General features: G+C 51.4%; 11 protein-coding genes and 1 pseudogene. 6 read left to right on the top strand and 6 right to left on the bottom strand.

Annotated features, from left to right (window positions below; translation table 11 throughout):
- Window positions 1-57 precede the first annotated feature (57 nt).
- The 4 genes from proB (at window position 58) to E5C26_RS04805 (ending at window position 5626) form a co-directional block, all read left to right on the top strand.
- The gene (gene proB / locus E5C26_RS04790; protein WP_012005410.1) at window positions 58-1161 is read left to right on the top strand and encodes a glutamate 5-kinase; all 1104 of its coding nucleotides are present in this window, start codon (window positions 58-60) and stop codon (window positions 1159-1161) included.
- 9 nt (window positions 1162-1170) lie between these two features.
- Entirely contained in the window at window positions 1171-2424 is a 1254-nt protein-coding gene (gene proA / locus E5C26_RS04795; protein WP_167796610.1) for a glutamate-5-semialdehyde dehydrogenase, read from the top strand.
- Between the two features lie 444 nt (window positions 2425-2868).
- The gene (locus E5C26_RS04800) at window positions 2869-4539 is read left to right on the top strand and encodes an AAA family ATPase (protein WP_135315291.1); all 1671 of its coding nucleotides are present in this window, start codon (window positions 2869-2871) and stop codon (window positions 4537-4539) included.
- Window positions 4532-5626, top strand: coding sequence for a hypothetical protein (locus E5C26_RS04805; protein ID WP_135315292.1), 1095 nt, complete (start codon window positions 4532-4534; stop codon window positions 5624-5626). The genes E5C26_RS04800 and E5C26_RS04805 overlap by 8 nt, the downstream gene beginning before the upstream one ends.
- Before the next feature lie 215 nt (window positions 5627-5841).
- On the opposite strand, the gene E5C26_RS04810 is transcribed toward E5C26_RS04805, so the two are convergent.
- Window positions 5842-6660: a haloacid dehalogenase-like hydrolase gene (locus tag E5C26_RS04810; protein WP_135315293.1), complete on the bottom strand. Its 819-nt coding sequence runs from the start codon at window positions 6658-6660 to the stop codon at window positions 5842-5844.
- Window positions 6661-7235: 575 nt separating this feature from the next.
- Between E5C26_RS04810 and E5C26_RS04815 the strand changes: the two genes are divergently transcribed.
- Window positions 7236-8039 (top strand): DUF4225 domain-containing protein, encoded by an 804-nt coding sequence (locus E5C26_RS04815; protein ID WP_135315294.1) that lies wholly within the window; start codon window positions 7236-7238, stop codon window positions 8037-8039.
- Here E5C26_RS04815 and E5C26_RS04820 read toward each other — a convergent pair.
- The 4 genes and pseudogenes from E5C26_RS04820 to E5C26_RS04835 all read right to left on the bottom strand — a co-directional run bounded on the left by E5C26_RS04820 (window position 8017) and on the right by E5C26_RS04835 (window position 10976).
- Window positions 8017-8346, bottom strand: coding sequence for a hypothetical protein (locus E5C26_RS04820; RefSeq protein WP_085115356.1), 330 nt, complete (start codon window positions 8344-8346; stop codon window positions 8017-8019). The two genes, E5C26_RS04815 and E5C26_RS04820, sit on opposite strands and share 23 nt — an antisense overlap.
- A 140-nt stretch (window positions 8347-8486) precedes the next feature.
- Window positions 8487-8645 (bottom strand): annotated as a pseudogene (locus tag E5C26_RS04825) (helix-turn-helix domain-containing protein); the annotation flags it as partial.
- Window positions 8646-8735: 90 nt separating this feature from the next.
- Window positions 8736-9260 carry a cytochrome b561 gene (gene cybB / locus E5C26_RS04830; protein WP_135315480.1) on the bottom strand — a complete coding sequence of 175 codons (525 nt, stop codon included), beginning with the start codon at window positions 9258-9260 and terminating at the stop codon, window positions 8736-8738.
- Window positions 9261-9377: 117 nt separating this feature from the next.
- Window positions 9378-10976: an ABC transporter substrate-binding protein gene (locus tag E5C26_RS04835; protein WP_135315295.1), complete on the bottom strand. Its 1599-nt coding sequence runs from the start codon at window positions 10974-10976 to the stop codon at window positions 9378-9380.
- Between the two features lie 485 nt (window positions 10977-11461).
- Between E5C26_RS04835 and E5C26_RS04845 the strand changes: the two genes are divergently transcribed.
- Window positions 11462-12808 (top strand): condensation domain-containing protein, encoded by a 1347-nt coding sequence (locus E5C26_RS04845; RefSeq protein WP_135315297.1) that lies wholly within the window; start codon window positions 11462-11464, stop codon window positions 12806-12808.
- Window positions 12809-12902: 94 nt separating this feature from the next.
- Here the strand turns inward: E5C26_RS04845 and E5C26_RS04850 are convergent, their stop codons facing one another.
- On the bottom strand, window positions 12903-15998 hold the full coding sequence (locus E5C26_RS04850) for an amino acid adenylation domain-containing protein (RefSeq protein ID WP_135315298.1): 3096 nt from the start codon (window positions 15996-15998) through the stop codon (window positions 12903-12905).
- Window positions 15999-16044: the final 46 nt, after the last annotated feature.

A 16044-nucleotide genomic window follows, 5' to 3' on the forward strand; every position in this document is an offset into this window, starting at 1 on the left:
TCTCCTGTTACAAAGTCCCTAAGCATTATTCTTCTCATCTTATACGGCAGAAACACTATGAACGGCAGCCAGACACTGGTTGTGAAATTGGGCACCAGCGTGTTGACCGGCGGATCGCTGCGTCTTAACCGTGCCCATATTGTCGAACTGGTTCGCCAGTGCGCACAACAGCATGCAGCGGGTCACCGCATCGTTATCGTCACCTCCGGCGCGATTGCCGCCGGGCGCGAACATTTGGGCTACCCCGAACTCCCCGCCACCATCGCCTCCAAGCAGTTGCTGGCGGCGGTTGGGCAGAGCCGGTTGATCCAACTGTGGGAGCAACTGTTTTCCATTTATGGCATCCACGTCGGGCAGATGTTGCTGACGCGTGCCGATCTGGAAGACCGCGAACGCTTCCTCAATGCGCGTGACACCATGACGGCGTTGCTGGACAACCGTATCGTGCCGGTGATCAATGAGAACGACGCGGTAGCGACCGCAGAAATCAAGGTGGGCGACAACGACAACCTGTCGGCATTGGCGGCGATCCTGGCCGGGGCCGACAAACTGTTGTTGCTGACCGATCAACAGGGGCTGTACACCGCCGACCCACGCAACAACCCGCAGGCAGAGCTGATCCGTGAAGTGCACGGCATCGACGATGCACTGCGCGCCATCGCCGGAGACAGCGTTTCCGGCCTGGGCACCGGCGGCATGGGCACCAAGCTGCAAGCCGCCGACGTGGCCTGCCGCGCCGGTATCGACGTGATCATCGCCGCCGGTAGCAAGCCGGGCGTGGTGGCTGATGTGATTGAAGGCAAACCGGTGGGCACCCGTTTCCACGCGCTGGAAACCCCGCTGGAGAACCGCAAACGCTGGATCTTCGGCGCCCCTCCGGCCGGTGAGATCACCGTCGACGACGGTGCGGTCGACGCCATTATGGCGCGCGGCAGTTCACTGCTGCCGAAGGGCATCCGCGAAGTCAAAGGCGATTTCTCCCGTGGCGAAGTGATCCGCATCCGCAACCTGACGGGGCGCGATCTGGCGCACGGCGTCAGCCGTTATAACAGCGACGCGATGCGCATGATTGCCGGTCACCACTCGCAGGAAATCAGCGAAATTCTCGGTTATGAATACGGCCCGGTGGCAGTTCACCGCGACGATATGATTGTCAGCTAAGGAGTGAGCATGCTGGAGCAGATGGGGAAGGCCGCCAAGCAGGCCTCCTGGCAACTGGCGGTGCTGAGCACGGCGAAGAAAAACCAGGTGCTGTCGGTGATTGCCGACAGACTGGAAGCCGAAAGCGAAGTGATTTTACAGGCTAACGAACAGGATATGGAACAGGCACGCGCCAGCGGGATGACCGAAGCGCTGCTCGATCGCCTGTTACTGACCCCGGCACGTCTGGCGGCGATCGCCAATGACGTGCGTCAGGTGTGTCGCCTGAACGACCCGGTCGGCCACGTATTGGACGGCAGCCTGCTGGACAGTGGCTTGAAGCTGGAACGCCGCCGGGTACCGCTCGGGGTGATTGGCGTGATTTATGAAGCACGGCCAAACGTCACCATCGACGTCGCCAGCCTGTGCCTGAAAACCGGCAACGCGGTGATCCTGCGCGGCGGCAAAGAAACGCACCGCACCAACCAGGCGACGGTGAAGGTGATCCAGCAGGCGCTGGAACAGTGCGGCCTGCCAGCTGCGGCGGTACAGGCGATTGAAAGCCCGGATCGCGCGCTGGTGAATGAACTGCTGCGCCTGGATCGCTACGTCGACATGCTGATCCCACGCGGTGGCGCTGGCCTGCACAAGCTGTGCCGCGAACAGTCGACCATCCCGGTGATCACCGGCGGTATTGGCGTTTGCCATACCTACGTGGATGACAGCGTGGATTTCGACAAAGCGCTGACGGTAATCGAAAACGCCAAAATTCAACGCCCAAGCGCCTGTAACTCGCTGGAAACGCTGCTGGTGAACCGCAACATCGCCGCAGAGTTCCTACCTGCCTTGAGCACCCGAATGGCGGCGGTTGGCGTTACCCTGCACGCAGCGGAGAACGCCATGCCGCTGTTGCAAGACGGCCCGGCAACGGTGGTGGCGGTAGCGGCGGAAGATTACGACGACGAATGGCTGTCATTGGACCTGAATGTGGCGCTGGTGGATGACATCGATCAGGCCATAGACCATATCCGCACCCACGGCACCAGCCACTCCGACGCGATCCTCACCCGTTCACTGAGCAGCGCCGAGCACTTCGTACGTGCGGTGGACTCCAGCGCGGTGTACGTCAATGCCAGTACCCGCTTCACCGACGGCGGCCAGTTCGGCCTGGGCGCAGAAGTGGCCGTCAGCACCCAGAAACTGCACGCCCGCGGCCCAATGGGCCTGGACGCACTGACCACCTACAAGTGGATCGGCTACGGTGATGATTTGGTTCGTAGCTAAGTTTTAGTTCGGGGCTTAAAAATGCGGGGCGCAGTTCATTTGGACTGTGCCCTTTGTATTTGGGGAGTTTAGCGTTGCTGGCCTAAGCGGAACCTTATCTGACAGTCGGCTTTGTGCCAGGAGCGGACGTTTCTATAGTAATTGTGTGTCAAAAAATGGGGCGCGAATAAAGCCGATGATGCGTTGGAGACCCCTGAGTCGATTGAAGTCTAAAATGGTCAAGCTGCAAATGTAAGCAGCCCTCAGTCAAAAATGGACAGATTCTAATGTTCTGGTTTCTTAAAGAAAAAGTGCAAATCAAAGTACTCGTAACTCTTCCTCTTATGTAAGTTTACATTTTTGAAATAAATGCTAAATTAAGTCAATGCACTCTAGCTGTCCATGTAATAAGCTAGGATAAGCACCAACACAGCTCTAAATAACAACGATGGCAAGGATTTTAGAATGAAAATTTCATATATATGGGTTGAGAAATATAAAGGATTTATGGATTTCGCCATAAATTTAGCAAGCGACAAGAGGTTTTCATACAATCAAGACTCATGTTCAATAAATATGATAGATAATGAAGATTATATTGCTAATTTATTCTCTACTAAAATAACAGATGTCACAGCCATTGTTGGAAAAAATGGTGTTGGGAAAACAAATTGCTTAGAGTTGATATGTACTATCCTAGAAGGAACCATGCGTCAGTACAACACAAGTTTTTTGGCTATTGTAGAAGATGATGAGAAAAAATACACTATTTATCACAATCTAGAACAAGGTATTGAAGCTAACTTTGAGTATGAATATGAGTCAGACAGAAATAAAATAAAAGGAATTAAGGGAATGTTCTTCTCAAATATTCATGATAACAGGAGATATAATTTTGGTCGAGAGATTACATATGCTACTTCAAATAACAACTATGGCTATCGTAATTACAGTTCAAGCGGAGACAAGGTTAACTTATTATCTTCACAAATCGATTTGATTACAAAACATCGAACCATTCTAAAAAATGAAATTAAAATATCGATACCTACATCTCTTGGGATAGACTTATACGTTTTTTCCGAGAAACTGGATTTTGAAGACGGTCAAAACTTCACAAGCCTGGTAAGAAAAAGGATTAAAGATATTGTTAACCCTAAAAATAAATTCATCTACTCTTTAAAGTATATGTTTTTAGTTAAACTAATAAACAATATATCAAATGATTTTGAAAAAAAACATCTAGAACAAATTAATTTCGAATCAATGGACAACGAATCAACGGATTTATATCTGCAAAAAATTGGCGAGCAAGTATCTGGTTGCATTGCTGAAATTATAGATGGTTATAAAATAGATAATAAAAAGCATGAAAAATACTCTGATTTACAGGCAGGGTTTAGTGACTTTTCTAAAATTGAAAATAATCTAAATACGATCAATCCAATTGTTAATAATACGGTTAGTGGTTTCAGTTCTTATACTCGCTATACGATAGAAGTAAGTGAGAAAAATTTAGAGGTAATTAAAGATATAAATTATCTCTTCGGGAAAAGAGGGGATTTTCGGGCCGATTGGGAAGGTGTTAGTTCAGGTTCAAAAGCTTATTTAACATTATTTACTGTACTTAGAGAAAGATTGAAAAATGTAAGAACTGATACTTTAATATGCATTGATGAAGGAGATTTATATCTACATCCTTCATGGCAGATTGACTTCTTAAATAATTTAAATAAAATGCTCCCTAACTTTTCTAATTATAATATTCAGTTAGTGCTTACATCACATTCTCCTTTTTTGTTGACCGATTTGCCACATAGTAATGTGATAATTTTGGAAGAGGAAAGTGTTCTGCTCTCTGAAAATAAGGATGTCAGAACTTTTGGCTCTAATATTTATGATTTATACTCAACCATATTTTTTCTTGACAACCAAAGATATGGTACGTTTGCAACTAACCATATAAAAAAAATAATACGAAAGATTTCCAACCGATCCTATAGTAACTTAGAAAAAGAAGAGATCAATAAATTCATAAATATGATTGGTGATAAGTTTCTTCATAACCAATTAAAGGCTATGCTTTATGAAAATGAAATCACCCCAAGAATAAACGAGGGGGTTGAGAATGATTAAGTTTATAAATAGTATTTCATCTGCTAACCCCAAGGTATATTTGAATGGTAAAGTATCAGAGTTTTGGGATGTATTAAATCCGCGAACAAATAATGATGAGTTATTTAAAAAATCTTTATGTGGCAGACTTTCCAAGCTATTGACCGAATATAAAGGCGGGCAGCACTTAAATACTTCCGCATCAGGTTCCAAACAAACACAAAAACGCCACATAAAATACCTTCAAAGATTAGAATTCAATAATTACAAGAAATTAAAAGAATTAATAACCTCAGAGCCGCAGTATTTCCCTATTAGAATTCGTGAGGCTTTTAATATTTTAGACGCTGACGATATTTCTCAATGTGTAAATGGAGTTTGGCAGCCGACTAAACTTGGAGAACTTTTATTAAGACGAGTATTTTTCTATGACACATTTAGAAGTAGTTCTAAATGTGTTGAGTTTTATAAAAACACTCACATTAAAAGAATGCATTGCTTTTATTGCGGAATTTATGATCTGAAAGTTATATCAGATATAAAACCAACCATAAATAATAACTATAGAGACGGAAATAATAAAATTCTTTTCGACTTAGACCATTTTTATCTAAAAAGTAAGTATCCTTTTCTATCCTTGTCTTTTTATAACCTCATACCGTGCTGTGGTATATGTAATAGCCGAATTCGCTCCACAAAAGAATTTGACATAACTACACATATTAACCCTTATGCTGATTCATTTGATTCTCATTACAAGTTTAATTTTAGTAAGGAAGATATCGTAATGGCAACACTTATGGGGAACTCTGAAATCACTAATTTAAATCTAGACATCAACGAGCAATCTGCAAGAGTTAATGACACAACAGCAATTGATTTGCAACTTGAGAATCGATATCAAGAATATAAAGGTGAGCTGAGTGTTTTTTTGAATGAGATATTTAACTATAGAGATAAAAATTTACAAGAAATAGAAGATCAAATTTACGCACGTGGAAGGCAAAAAATACCGAAAAACAGCAATGAAATACCTTATTATCAAAGAGGTAAGTTCTATCTTGATTTTTGGGAGCAAGTAAAACCGAATCTAAAAAACCGTTTATAACAGAACGGCCTGTAATTAATTAGCCATTTAAAATGTTATGATTAATTTGTGTTGAAATCACACACACCTATAGCAGCACGGTTCGGATTCAACATTTCTTCAACTGTGCTGCTTAGGCAACTCCAAAAGAAGTACAACTTCCGCTTTTCGCTCATAGCTGACATGCGCTCCTTGCAACAGGCAGCATTGTGCCAGGAACGGACATCATTGACTGGCTATCCCTTTCTCTTAAATAATTGTAACAGTCCTTTTACTGTAACATCCAATTGACTCCCCTCGTTATACAAAGCAGGAACAACATAATTAGCCCTCTCTTCAGCTATTAACTTCTCGACTTTTTCTTGCGTAGTCTTATTATTCCATTTTTTATTGTCAAATACAGCCAAAGAAACTCCACCTTGATATCGAACCATTTTCATTGCTGGAATGTCTGTGTCTCCATCTCCAAAGTATATCATTTTTTGGAAAGGGATCTCGCGATCTTCAGGTTCAATGAATTTATTGATAGCTGCATTATCCCATGAGTTAGGAATGCCTTTATTTATTCTAAATAAAAATTGAGTCTTTGTAGTGTAATTGATTGCTTGTGCTGGCCATGTAACGGATTTACCATCAGGAGAATAATGATATTTACATGCATAGATATCACGGAATTTACAGCCTATGGATGTCCCTCTAATCATCGCATCTAAACCACTGGAAATTATGTAATGATATAATTCCAAACCGTGTTGTTGAGCATAATCATTTATTCGCTCAAACCAGCCTTCAACACCGGGGAATAACGGGATTGATTTTCCATGTTTTTTCAAGTTGGCTTCAGTTAACTCTTGGGAACCAAGCTCACTTGCTTTCTCAGCAAGAAGTCCAAGATAAGACAATATTTCATCGCCATCATCATTCTTGGCCCGGTGTTTAACGGACTGCCAAAAAGAAGCAATATCATCAATTCCTAAAGCGGGCATAAGTCCGTGTTGGGCACAATCACCTTCTGCTAGAGTTCCATCAAAATCATAAATTAACGCACATTTCATTGGTTATACCTTCTTAACGTAACGCAAAAATATAGAACATAGTATGCAATGGTTGGAGGCAACGCAGTGATGTAAAAGATCAAAACTATATTAATGCTGATTTAAAATCGGTCAATAGAGATTTTAGCAATATGTCAAAAATTCTGCTCCACCAACTGGCTATTTCCTTTTGATTAAAAAACCAGATGTTAGTGATGCCCTAACTAATTTGACAAATAAAAGTGAACTTCCGCTCCTCGCTCATAGCCGCCGAAGCTCTGTGGGTGGTCCAGCCCAAACCTGCTAGGTAAACCTGTGGCAGATTCACTCTGCTGTTCTGTTAGCAACACATCGTTCGAGATACACGGAAGGTTCACTGTGGCAGACATGACAGGGGCAGGATTACGCTGGCACAGACCTTGGCTGTTAGATCCGATCCTCTTTAGCGCACAGCAATAACCAGAGTAATACCTCCCTCAGATAATACTCAAAGTGGGTGATGTAGCTCCCTTTCAGAACATAGAAAGTAAAAATGCCCTTGAAGCGAGACCCGTTGTCAGTGACACTTCAAAAATCCCCCATCGACAAGGAAACTCATGTATCTCGCCGTCCCGCCAGGGCAGAAAACTATCGCATGGTCGGAAATGGCCCTCGACCGCGAAGCCAGGAAGCTGGTCAATATCGCTAATACTGTCGCATCCTCCCACCTGAAAGACGGGTTAACACGCATCAAGTTCGTGGAAGAAATACGCGATCTGGTGACGCTGCAACTTACGTGGGTAAGAAAGTCGAAAACCATCGAAGCTTATACTCAGGCTACGCAGACATTACGCACTGAAACCAACAATTTGCTGGAACAAGACCGGTTGATTCGCACCAAGGCCGCGCAACTCTATGCCAAAATTGAATTTGTGCGTGAGAACAACAGCATTGTTGGCTATGTGATCAGCTCGATAAATGTGGTTCTGGCAGGTGTGGAAATTTTTACAGGGACGGTGTTGGTCGGAACATCGACGCCGATAGGCGTGCTTGCGGGGGCGATACTTTTCGCTGATGGCTTTAACACGATATCAAAAGAGTTCGATCACTATTTTAGAGACAAAAAGAACTCGGAAGGCGTGCTGGCAAATGGCGCAATGTCAGCGGCTGAATTTATGGGGTTCTCAAGAGCAGACGGGCTTGGGGTTTTCAAAGTGGTAGCCCTGACAGCCAATATATACAGCATCATTGGGCTTATAAAACGCCCTGGAACATGGAGACTATTCCATCATTTGCCATCTGATTTCTACCGAAAGGTTAGCTCAATGAGTAAACCCGCGTTAACTATGAAAATCGTGGGTTATGGACTGAAAGCTAGAATAGTCTTTGATTTGTTAACTACGGAACATCCTGAGAATTGAAAGATTGTTTTCTGCTGGACCACGCCCTGTAAGCTAATGGGATTGGAACAGTGAACCAAACAATGGCCAGGGCGATTAAAGCCGCGACTGCGGCAGAAGCTGCGTCACCCAATGAACCGCCGAACAGAACCGTCAAGCAAACGACAACCACTGCCGCAGTGATCCAGATATTTGCTCGAAACCTGTTCGACAGACCTTGTATGACCTGTTCAAACGAACCACCGTAATTATCGAGGTTGTTCTTCAGCTTTTGCACATCTGCTAGCGTAAAACCTGCAGCCAGCAATTTTTCTTCAGTGATCGCCATAGCGCAGTTTCCTCAGACGGCTAGAGTGTAGAAACGAGGGGTAAACAAGCAGTTTTAAACACCCGCAAACATTCTAGCAACCTTCACCCCGAAATTCCTGTACGTTTCCGCTCCGTTGGTCCTCAAACTCTTTTACCAAATAGCTCTCGCTCGTCCAAGTTCGTCGTCGCATTGGCGATAAACGACTGAGGGCGGCCCAGTACTTCGGCCAGCTTGGCCTGAGTGATGCCTTTTTCAATGCGAGCATCCCAAAGTGTTTTTATAACTAATTGATACTCTGATAAATACACTGAAATCATGGCGTTTTCCCACTTGTAATTTTCCAGGAGAGTGTAAGAAAAGTGAGCGACAGGGGCGGTGTATAAGAGGGTAGTGAGTTTGGCTGACCGTTAACGCTTTTTCAGCCACGGCAGCATACGCACCAGCGCATTGTCCTTAACGAGGTAATGATGGAACAGCGCCGCCGCCGCATGCAGCCCAATCAGCCAATAGCCGAAGGCTGCCAGCGTCTTGTGCCAGCCGATAATCATCCTTGCCTGCGGCCGGTCGGCGACGTCGGCAAAGGGCATCGGCAGGCCAAACAGAAACCACTCTTTACCGCCCAGATAGCGGGAATAAACGCCCAGCACCGGTAGCGTCAGCAGCAACAGATAAATCAGGCTGTGCACCAGATGCGCCGCGCCGGTTTGCCACTTTGCCGGCTTTGGCTCGATGGCAGGGCTGGTGTGGCGCCAACGCAGCAACAGGCGGGCGATCATCAATACAAATACTGTCACCCCACAGCTGAAGTGGGTCACCACCAGTACATACCACAGCGGGGTGCCAGGTACGCTAAAGCCTCTCAGCTCAATGGTGGTGCAGGTGATGACCAGCAGGATCGCCACCAGCCAGTGCAGACGGATCTGCATCGGCATATAAGAGTTCTGCACCGGGTTGCCTTTGAATGTTAAATCACAGTGCTGATGAGAGTAACCAAATGTTACAGATGAGGAAAGCGCCGGATGAGAATATCATCCGGCGCGGGCTGCGACTCAGTCGGCCTTGGCTTTGGCAAAGTCACTGCCGTTAACGTCAACCACATAGCCGCTGACGTTGCTGCGGGTGGCGTAGAACACCTTGCCGTTAGCCAATGGCAGCAGTGGCACCTGTTTGGCAAAAATCACCTGCGCCTGCTGGTAAAGCTTGGCGCGCTCGGCCGGAGCGCTGACCAAAATGGCCTGATGGATCAGCTTGTCATAGCTGCTGTCGCACCAGCGGGCCACGTTGGCCCCGGTCTGTACGCCGGCGCAGTTGAGCAGGGTGGCGAAGTTGTCCGGGTCGCCGTTATCCGACATCCAGCCGTACAGCGCGCTTTGCTGTTCCCCTTTGCGCAGCCCGGCCAGATACTGGCCCCATTCCCAGGTGACGATTTTGGCCTTCACACCCACTTTGGCCCAGTCGCTCTGGATCATCTCGGCGATGCGCCGTGAGTTAGGGTTGTAAGGGCGCGCCACCGGCATTGACCAAATGTCGGTTTCAAAGCCTTTTTCCAGCCCGGCCTGCTTGAGCAGTTCACGCGCTTTGTCCGGGTTATAAGCGTATTCCGGCAGCTTGTCGTTGTAGCCCAGCATGCCCGGCGGCAGTATTGAATTGGCTGTGTTGCCGCTTTCCTTGAAGACCGCCGCAATGATGGCCTTTTTGTCCACCGCATAGCTCAGCGCCTGGCGCACCAGCACATTATCAAACGGTTTCTTCTGGGTGTTGAACGCCAGATAGCCGACGTTCAGGCCGTCGATACTGTGCAGCTGCAGGTTTTTGTCGCTCTTGATGGCGTCAAACTGTTCCGCCAGCGGGGCAGGGATAATCTGGCACTCGTTGGTTTTCAGCTTCGCCAGCCGGGTTTGCGGGTTCGGCGTGATGGAGAAGATCAGGTGCTTGCTGGCGACCTCGCCCTGCCAGTAATGCGGGTTGGCGATGTAGCGGATCAGTGAATCCTGTTTGTACTGTTGCAGCGCGAACGGACCGGTGCCGATCGGCCAGTTGTCGACGTTCTCCGGCGTGCCTTTTTTCAGCATGGCGTCGGCATATTCAGCAGAAAGGATCGAAGCGAAGTCCATGGTCCAGTCCGCCAGGAAGGCGGCATTAGGCTGGCTCAGCGTAAAGCGCACGTGGTCGTTATCCACCGCTTCCACTTTGGTGATCAGCTTGTCCAGCCCGGTGTCGGTAAAGTACTCGTAGTTGCCGCCGGACACCTTGTGATACGGATTATTGGCATCTTTTTGACGCATCACGGTGAACACCACGTCCTCGGCGTTGAAGTCGCGCGTTGGGGTGAAGAACTTGTTGCTGTTGAATTTCACGCCCTTGCGCAGCGTAAAGGTGTAGGTCTTGCCGTCCGGGCTGATGGTCCACTCGGTCGCCAGTGAGGGAGCGGGGGTTTTATCGCTTTCACGCAGCGTCAGCAGGCGGTTGTACAACACCTGCGAGGTGGCGATAAAGGTGGTTCCGGAGCTCGATAGCTGCGGGTTGAAAGACTCCGGCGAGGCCACGGTGCAGTAGACCAGGGTATCGCTGGCGGCCAGGGCATTGCCCGCCGTCAACAGGCCGGTTCCCGCCAATAACAGACCCACAGTGCTTGGTTTTAAACGCATAAAATGGATGGCTCCCTCAGGTTGATTGAGGACACTGCCGCTGCATTGGCATTCAGGCAGCCCTCAATTTAAATATAAGTGATTGATAGCAGATATGGGAACTGGGGGGTGAGAGTTCTCTCCCGATATTTCTGTTTCGCCATGCTCCGGTTGGTCAAGCAAGTTTGCGATATGAGCAGGTTGTTCTATATTCATGAAAATGATAATAAGTGTTATTATCATTTTCATTTGTAACTGAATAGAAACATCTTCAGCGCGCTGCGGCTGCCGTTTTAAGTGGCCCACGCCGTCTCGTTTTACCTGAACCAGGGAGGTCAGGCACGCCAACCACCATAAGAAGGAACACGCCGGGCCGTTTGCAAAGGTGTCGCCCAGCCGTGTCTGCATTTACCCCGTTTTGGTCGCTATCAGCCGTAATCTGCGGCGGCGGGGTTTTGGCTTGTGTTGTTTCAACATTTGTTTATGGCTTATCAAAGGTAGGTAACATGTCGGGAACTGTTTTGGCGACTGAATGGCTGCCGCTGACAGCGGCGCAGTTAGACTTCTGGGACGAATTTACCTTGCACCCTGGGCAACCTTTTTCCACCGTCGCCCACGTCACCGAATTGCGTGGCGCGGTGGACGAGGTGGCGCTGGCTCGGGCAATTACACTCACCATGGCGGAAACGCAGGCGTTTGCTTTGCGCTTTAGCGCCGGTATTGGCGACAGCCCACCGCTGCAGCGTTACGATCCCCAATCGGTGCCGCCCTTGCAGCGTGTTGATCTGCAGGCGCAGCCCGATCCTTATCAGGCGGCGATGCGGCTGATGCAGGTGGATGTCGAGCGACCGATAGATTTATGCAGCGAGCCGATGGCGGCCGTGTGGCTGATCAAACTGGCGCCGTCGCGCTACGTCTGGTATCTGCGCGCCCAGCATATTGTGATCGATGGCTTCGGTATGGCGCTGGTCGAACACCGCTGCGCCACGCTATACGCGCACTTTCTTGGCAACGGCGCGGCGGGGCAGGCTCTGGGTACCTTCAGCGCTTTCCAGCATCATGAACTGGCTTATGCTGCTTCTGAACGCTGCGCAAAGGATCGGCTTTTTTGGCAGAACTATCTGCCACCGTCGCAGACCTTGCCGACGGTGCGCAAAGGCGGCCGGGAGTACGGTGTGAAATGCCTGAGCACCAGCACGGCTCTGCCGGAAGAGATCTCACAGCGGTTGCGTTGGTTATCGGAGCGCAGCGGTATTGGCTGGCCCGATCTGCTGTTGGCGCTGTCTGCCGCCTGGTTGTTCTTTACTTTACCGCCGTTGCCGCATGATAAAGGCGATACACGCACCCTCTGGATGCCGGTGATGAATCGTCGTAGCAGCCAGGCGACCAATACCCCGGCGTTGGCGGTCAATACGCTGCCGTTTTTGGTCTCACTGCGCGGGGAGGAGACGCTGGGGCGTTTTCTGTCTGATATGGCGCAGAAGCTGCGCGAGCTGCGCAGCCACGCCGGTTATCGCTTGCGACAGATTGCTGCCGATCGCGGCGTGACGCCGGCTTCGCGTTTGTTTATCTCTCCGTTTATCAACGTTCAGCCGTTTGAACCGGCCGGTTTCAGTGGTTGCAGCAGCACTCGTCGGGTACTGGCCGGGGGATCTGGCGATGGCGCCAACCTGACCTTCCGTGGTCGCACCGATGCCGGCGATCTGTATCTGGATATTGATATTTACGTGCAGCAGTTCCCCACGGCCGGGGTTGCCGACTACGGCAATGCTCTCCAGGAGTTTTTACTGCGTGCGCTGCGGGAAGAGGCGTTGGAAACGGCGGTTGGTGAACTGGTGGCGGTGCCAGCCTGATTGCGAACCGGTAGGGGTCGAACATGTTCGACCCGATTTATCCTTGGGGGATGTGAGCGGGCGCAGCATACAGCGCCCCTACGTTTAAACCCTGTTAACGCGCCAGCAGTGCTGCGACCTCCCGGGCATTTTTACAGGGGATCAGCAGCGTGGGCGGCAGACGGGTGCCGAAAGCGTCGTTGAGCTGCGCGGCCACCTGCCGGATGTGCGGCAGTTTCAGTCCCATGCTGATAAAGGCGGTTTCCTCCCCCCATTCCGGGCGCGGCGTTGCGCCGATCGCCTGCCAATAGATAGCTAAAATCTTGCCGCTATTGGCCGGTGCTGCGCCTGGCAACGGTGCTGCGCAGGCGTTTAACCCCGGCGCTGCCCGTTCGGTGCTGAAGGCGGCGCGGATGCGGTGGCGGTCTGTCTTGCCATTGCCCGAAAGCGGCAGGGCTTCGGCATGGATAAAACGCGTCGGGATATGGGTACAAGGCAGGTAGCCGGTTGAGAATGCGCGGATCGCCGCCAGCGACAGCGGTTTGCCGTCGTGGGTGAGGTACATTGCCCCGAGCGTGGCTTCGCCATTATCTCCGCCGGGGTAATCCACTACCACGATGTCGAGGATCGCTTCGTGTCCACGCAGCACGTCTTCAATCTCCGGCAGCGAGACGCGCACGCCACGGATTTTCACGTAGCCGTTCACCCGGCTGGCGAACAGGATGTTGCCGTCAGCCCGATAGTAACCCTGGTCACCGGTGCGGAAGGCGCGCAGCGGTTGGCCGTCTGGCCCCTCCAACGTGACGAAATCATGCTGTTTTAAATCGCCGTCTTCCAGATAACCCAGTGCCAGATTCACCCCCGCCGTGTGGATGCGGCCGACCACTCCGGCCGGGCAGTGGCTGCCGTCGTCATGGCAAATAAAATACTGGTTGGCCGGCAGTGGCTGGCCATAGGGCACGGTTCCGGTGTCCTGCTCCGCTATCGGGTGCCAGATGCTCCAGATGGTGGTTTCGGTTGGCCCGCCGAGCGAAAACAGGCGGATATCCGGGCGCAAGCCGCGCAACTGCTGCACCGTGGCCGGCTTGATGTAGTCGCCACCCTGAGCCACCAGCCGCAGCGAACGCAGGCTGTGGTCGGTTTTACAAGTGAGCAGCATCTCCAGAATGGCCGGTACCGAACACCACAGGCTGACGCGATGGCGCTCCACCAACTGGTTCCAGCTGATGGCGTCTTTTTCCTGATGCGCAGCCGGTAGCACCAAGGTGGCACCGGCGCTGAGCGAGCCGAACAGATCAAACATCGACATATCATGATGCGGCGGGGTGACCGAGATCATCACATCGTCGGCGGTGACCGCCCAGCGCTGCAGGGTCTGGCCGATGACGTTAGCGGTGGCGCGGTTGTTGAGCACCACACACTTTGGCTTGCCGGTGGTGCCGGAGGTGTACAGGTAATAGCTGGCTTCGGTGCTGGCGCTGCGCTCGGTCAGCGTCTGGCGGTCCGGCAATGCTGCGTGGCTTGTTGCCGGGGTGAGCAGCTCGGCCGGTGTTACCCCGTTCGGTGTCGCCAGTTCACCATGCTGTACCACCAGATCGGGCCGACAGTTGGTCAGCAGATAAGCGGTGCGTTCCGGCGGCGAGTTAATGTCGAGCGGCACCCAGATAATCCCCAGCAGCGCACAGGCCAGGGAGATGGTGACATGTTCCGGGCTGCGCGCCAGATACAGCGCCAGTACGCTGCCATGCCCCAGACCGCGCTGTTGCAGATTGGCCATCACGGTGACGACCTGTTGGCCAAGCTGTGGGTAAGTCAGGCTTTGTTGATCGCAGATCAGCGCCGGTCGCGGCTGCGGATCGTTAAACAACCGTTCAGCTAACTGAGCAAGATAAGGATAGGCGCTGAAGGTCGTTTCATTGTGGTTATGCCGATAGTGGCGGTAATCGATAAATTGCGACGGCGCAATCTCCAGTTCGCCCTGTTGGCACATCAGCATCACCCGGCGTTGCAGTGCGTCCAGCATCGCCTGCACCTGCTCGCCGTCCAGCGCTTGCTCGGCGTAGTCGACGCACAGCAGCAGATTTTTGTCGGCATCCAGCGTCAGCCGAATATCGATCGCCACCTGCGGCGTCTGGGTTACGCCGTCAAAATAATGCACCGGTGCCTGGGGCGGCAGCGTCTCCCACCCCAGGCAGTTGGTGAGGATCACCGGCAGCGCAGGAGCTCCCTGGCTGTGGCTTTGCAGCTGCCGCGCCAGATCAACGCCGGAAAACGTCAGATGGTCGAGTGCGCCGAGCACGTCGTCTTGCAGCGCCTGCGCGCGGCTGACAAAGTTGCCGCCCAGACGTGAATAACGCACCGCCACGAAGGTGGAGGCGTTACTGAGTGAGCCATCCGCCGCCGGAAAGGCCACGGGTACGCCAACGCAAAGCTCGCCGTCGGTGGTCCATTGCGCCAGCGTATCGAGGATCAACGCCGAAAGGCTGCTGTTGCGCAGCAGGGCATGGGCGGAACCCAGGCGAGAGAACTGTTTCAGCACTTCGCGCGGCAGGGTCAGGTTGGCGCGACGGTAGCGCGAAGATTTAATCGTGGCCAGCGGTGTGCGCCACGGCAACGCCGAAGGGGTGGTGATGTCCTGCAGTTTGGCCTGCCAGTAGGCGGTGTCGGCCTGACGTTGTTGCGCGCTGGCGGCCGCCGCTGGGCTGGGTGGCGCGATAGGCGTCAACGGGGCGTCGTCAAACAGCCGGGCGATCACGCTGGAAATACCCTGGCCGTCGAGAATTAGCGCGTCGAAGCTGGTGAAAATCACGCTGTCGTAGGGGTTGCCCGCAGCGTCCTGCATCTCGGGTAATTGAATGGCGACAATGCGCCACAGTGGCTGCGTGGGATCGTGGCGTTGGTGAGAATACAGCTCGCGCAGGTCGGCCAGCCGTTGTTGTGCGGCCTGATGATCGAGCGTCCGCAGATCCTGCCGATCCAGGTTCAGCGTGGCCTCCGGTCGAACATGCTGAGTAAAGCGCTGGGGATCGATGCAGGTGCGAAGCGCCGCGTAATGTTGTACCAGTTCTCTCAGCCGGGCTTCCAGCCGGGCCAAATCCAGCCGCAGGCCGTGGTATTCGCGAAAGTCGTGCATTGCCACGCCGCCGAGCGGCCATTGTTCGCTGCGGCCGAGCAGATAAGCCTGCTGTAGCGTGGTTAATGGTGTCTCCATGGTATTTCCCTATTGTCGCTAACCAACGAAAAAGAATGCGGAGCGC

This window comes from Serratia proteamaculans (assembly GCF_004684015.1).
Taxonomy (GTDB): Bacteria; Pseudomonadota; Gammaproteobacteria; order Enterobacterales; family Enterobacteriaceae; genus Serratia; species Serratia proteamaculans_F.

What these genes read in the sequence shown, in the direction of transcription:
- E5C26_RS04845 (WP_135315297.1), top strand. Translation starts at nt 11,462, where the DNA reads ATGTCGGGAACTGTTTTGGCGACTGAATGGCTGCCGCTGACAGCGGCG.
- E5C26_RS04815 (WP_135315294.1), top strand. Translation starts at nt 7,236, where the DNA reads ATGTATCTCGCCGTCCCGCCAGGGCAGAAAACTATCGCATGGTCGGAA.
- E5C26_RS04810 (WP_135315293.1), bottom strand. Translation starts at nt 6,660, where the DNA reads ATGAAATGTGCGTTAATTTATGATTTTGATGGAACTCTAGCAGAAGGT.
- proB (WP_012005410.1), top strand. Translation starts at nt 58, where the DNA reads ATGAACGGCAGCCAGACACTGGTTGTGAAATTGGGCACCAGCGTGTTG.
- cybB (WP_135315480.1), bottom strand. Translation starts at nt 9,260, where the DNA reads ATGCCGATGCAGATCCGTCTGCACTGGCTGGTGGCGATCCTGCTGGTC.
- E5C26_RS04820 (WP_085115356.1), bottom strand. Translation starts at nt 8,346, where the DNA reads ATGGCGATCACTGAAGAAAAATTGCTGGCTGCAGGTTTTACGCTAGCA.
- E5C26_RS04800 (WP_135315291.1), top strand. Translation starts at nt 2,869, where the DNA reads ATGAAAATTTCATATATATGGGTTGAGAAATATAAAGGATTTATGGAT.
- E5C26_RS04835 (WP_135315295.1), bottom strand. Translation starts at nt 10,976, where the DNA reads ATGCGTTTAAAACCAAGCACTGTGGGTCTGTTATTGGCGGGAACCGGC.
- E5C26_RS04805 (WP_135315292.1), top strand. Translation starts at nt 4,532, where the DNA reads ATGATTAAGTTTATAAATAGTATTTCATCTGCTAACCCCAAGGTATAT.
- proA (WP_167796610.1), top strand. Translation starts at nt 1,171, where the DNA reads ATGCTGGAGCAGATGGGGAAGGCCGCCAAGCAGGCCTCCTGGCAACTG.
- E5C26_RS04850 (WP_135315298.1), bottom strand. Translation starts at nt 15,998, where the DNA reads ATGGAGACACCATTAACCACGCTACAGCAGGCTTATCTGCTCGGCCGC.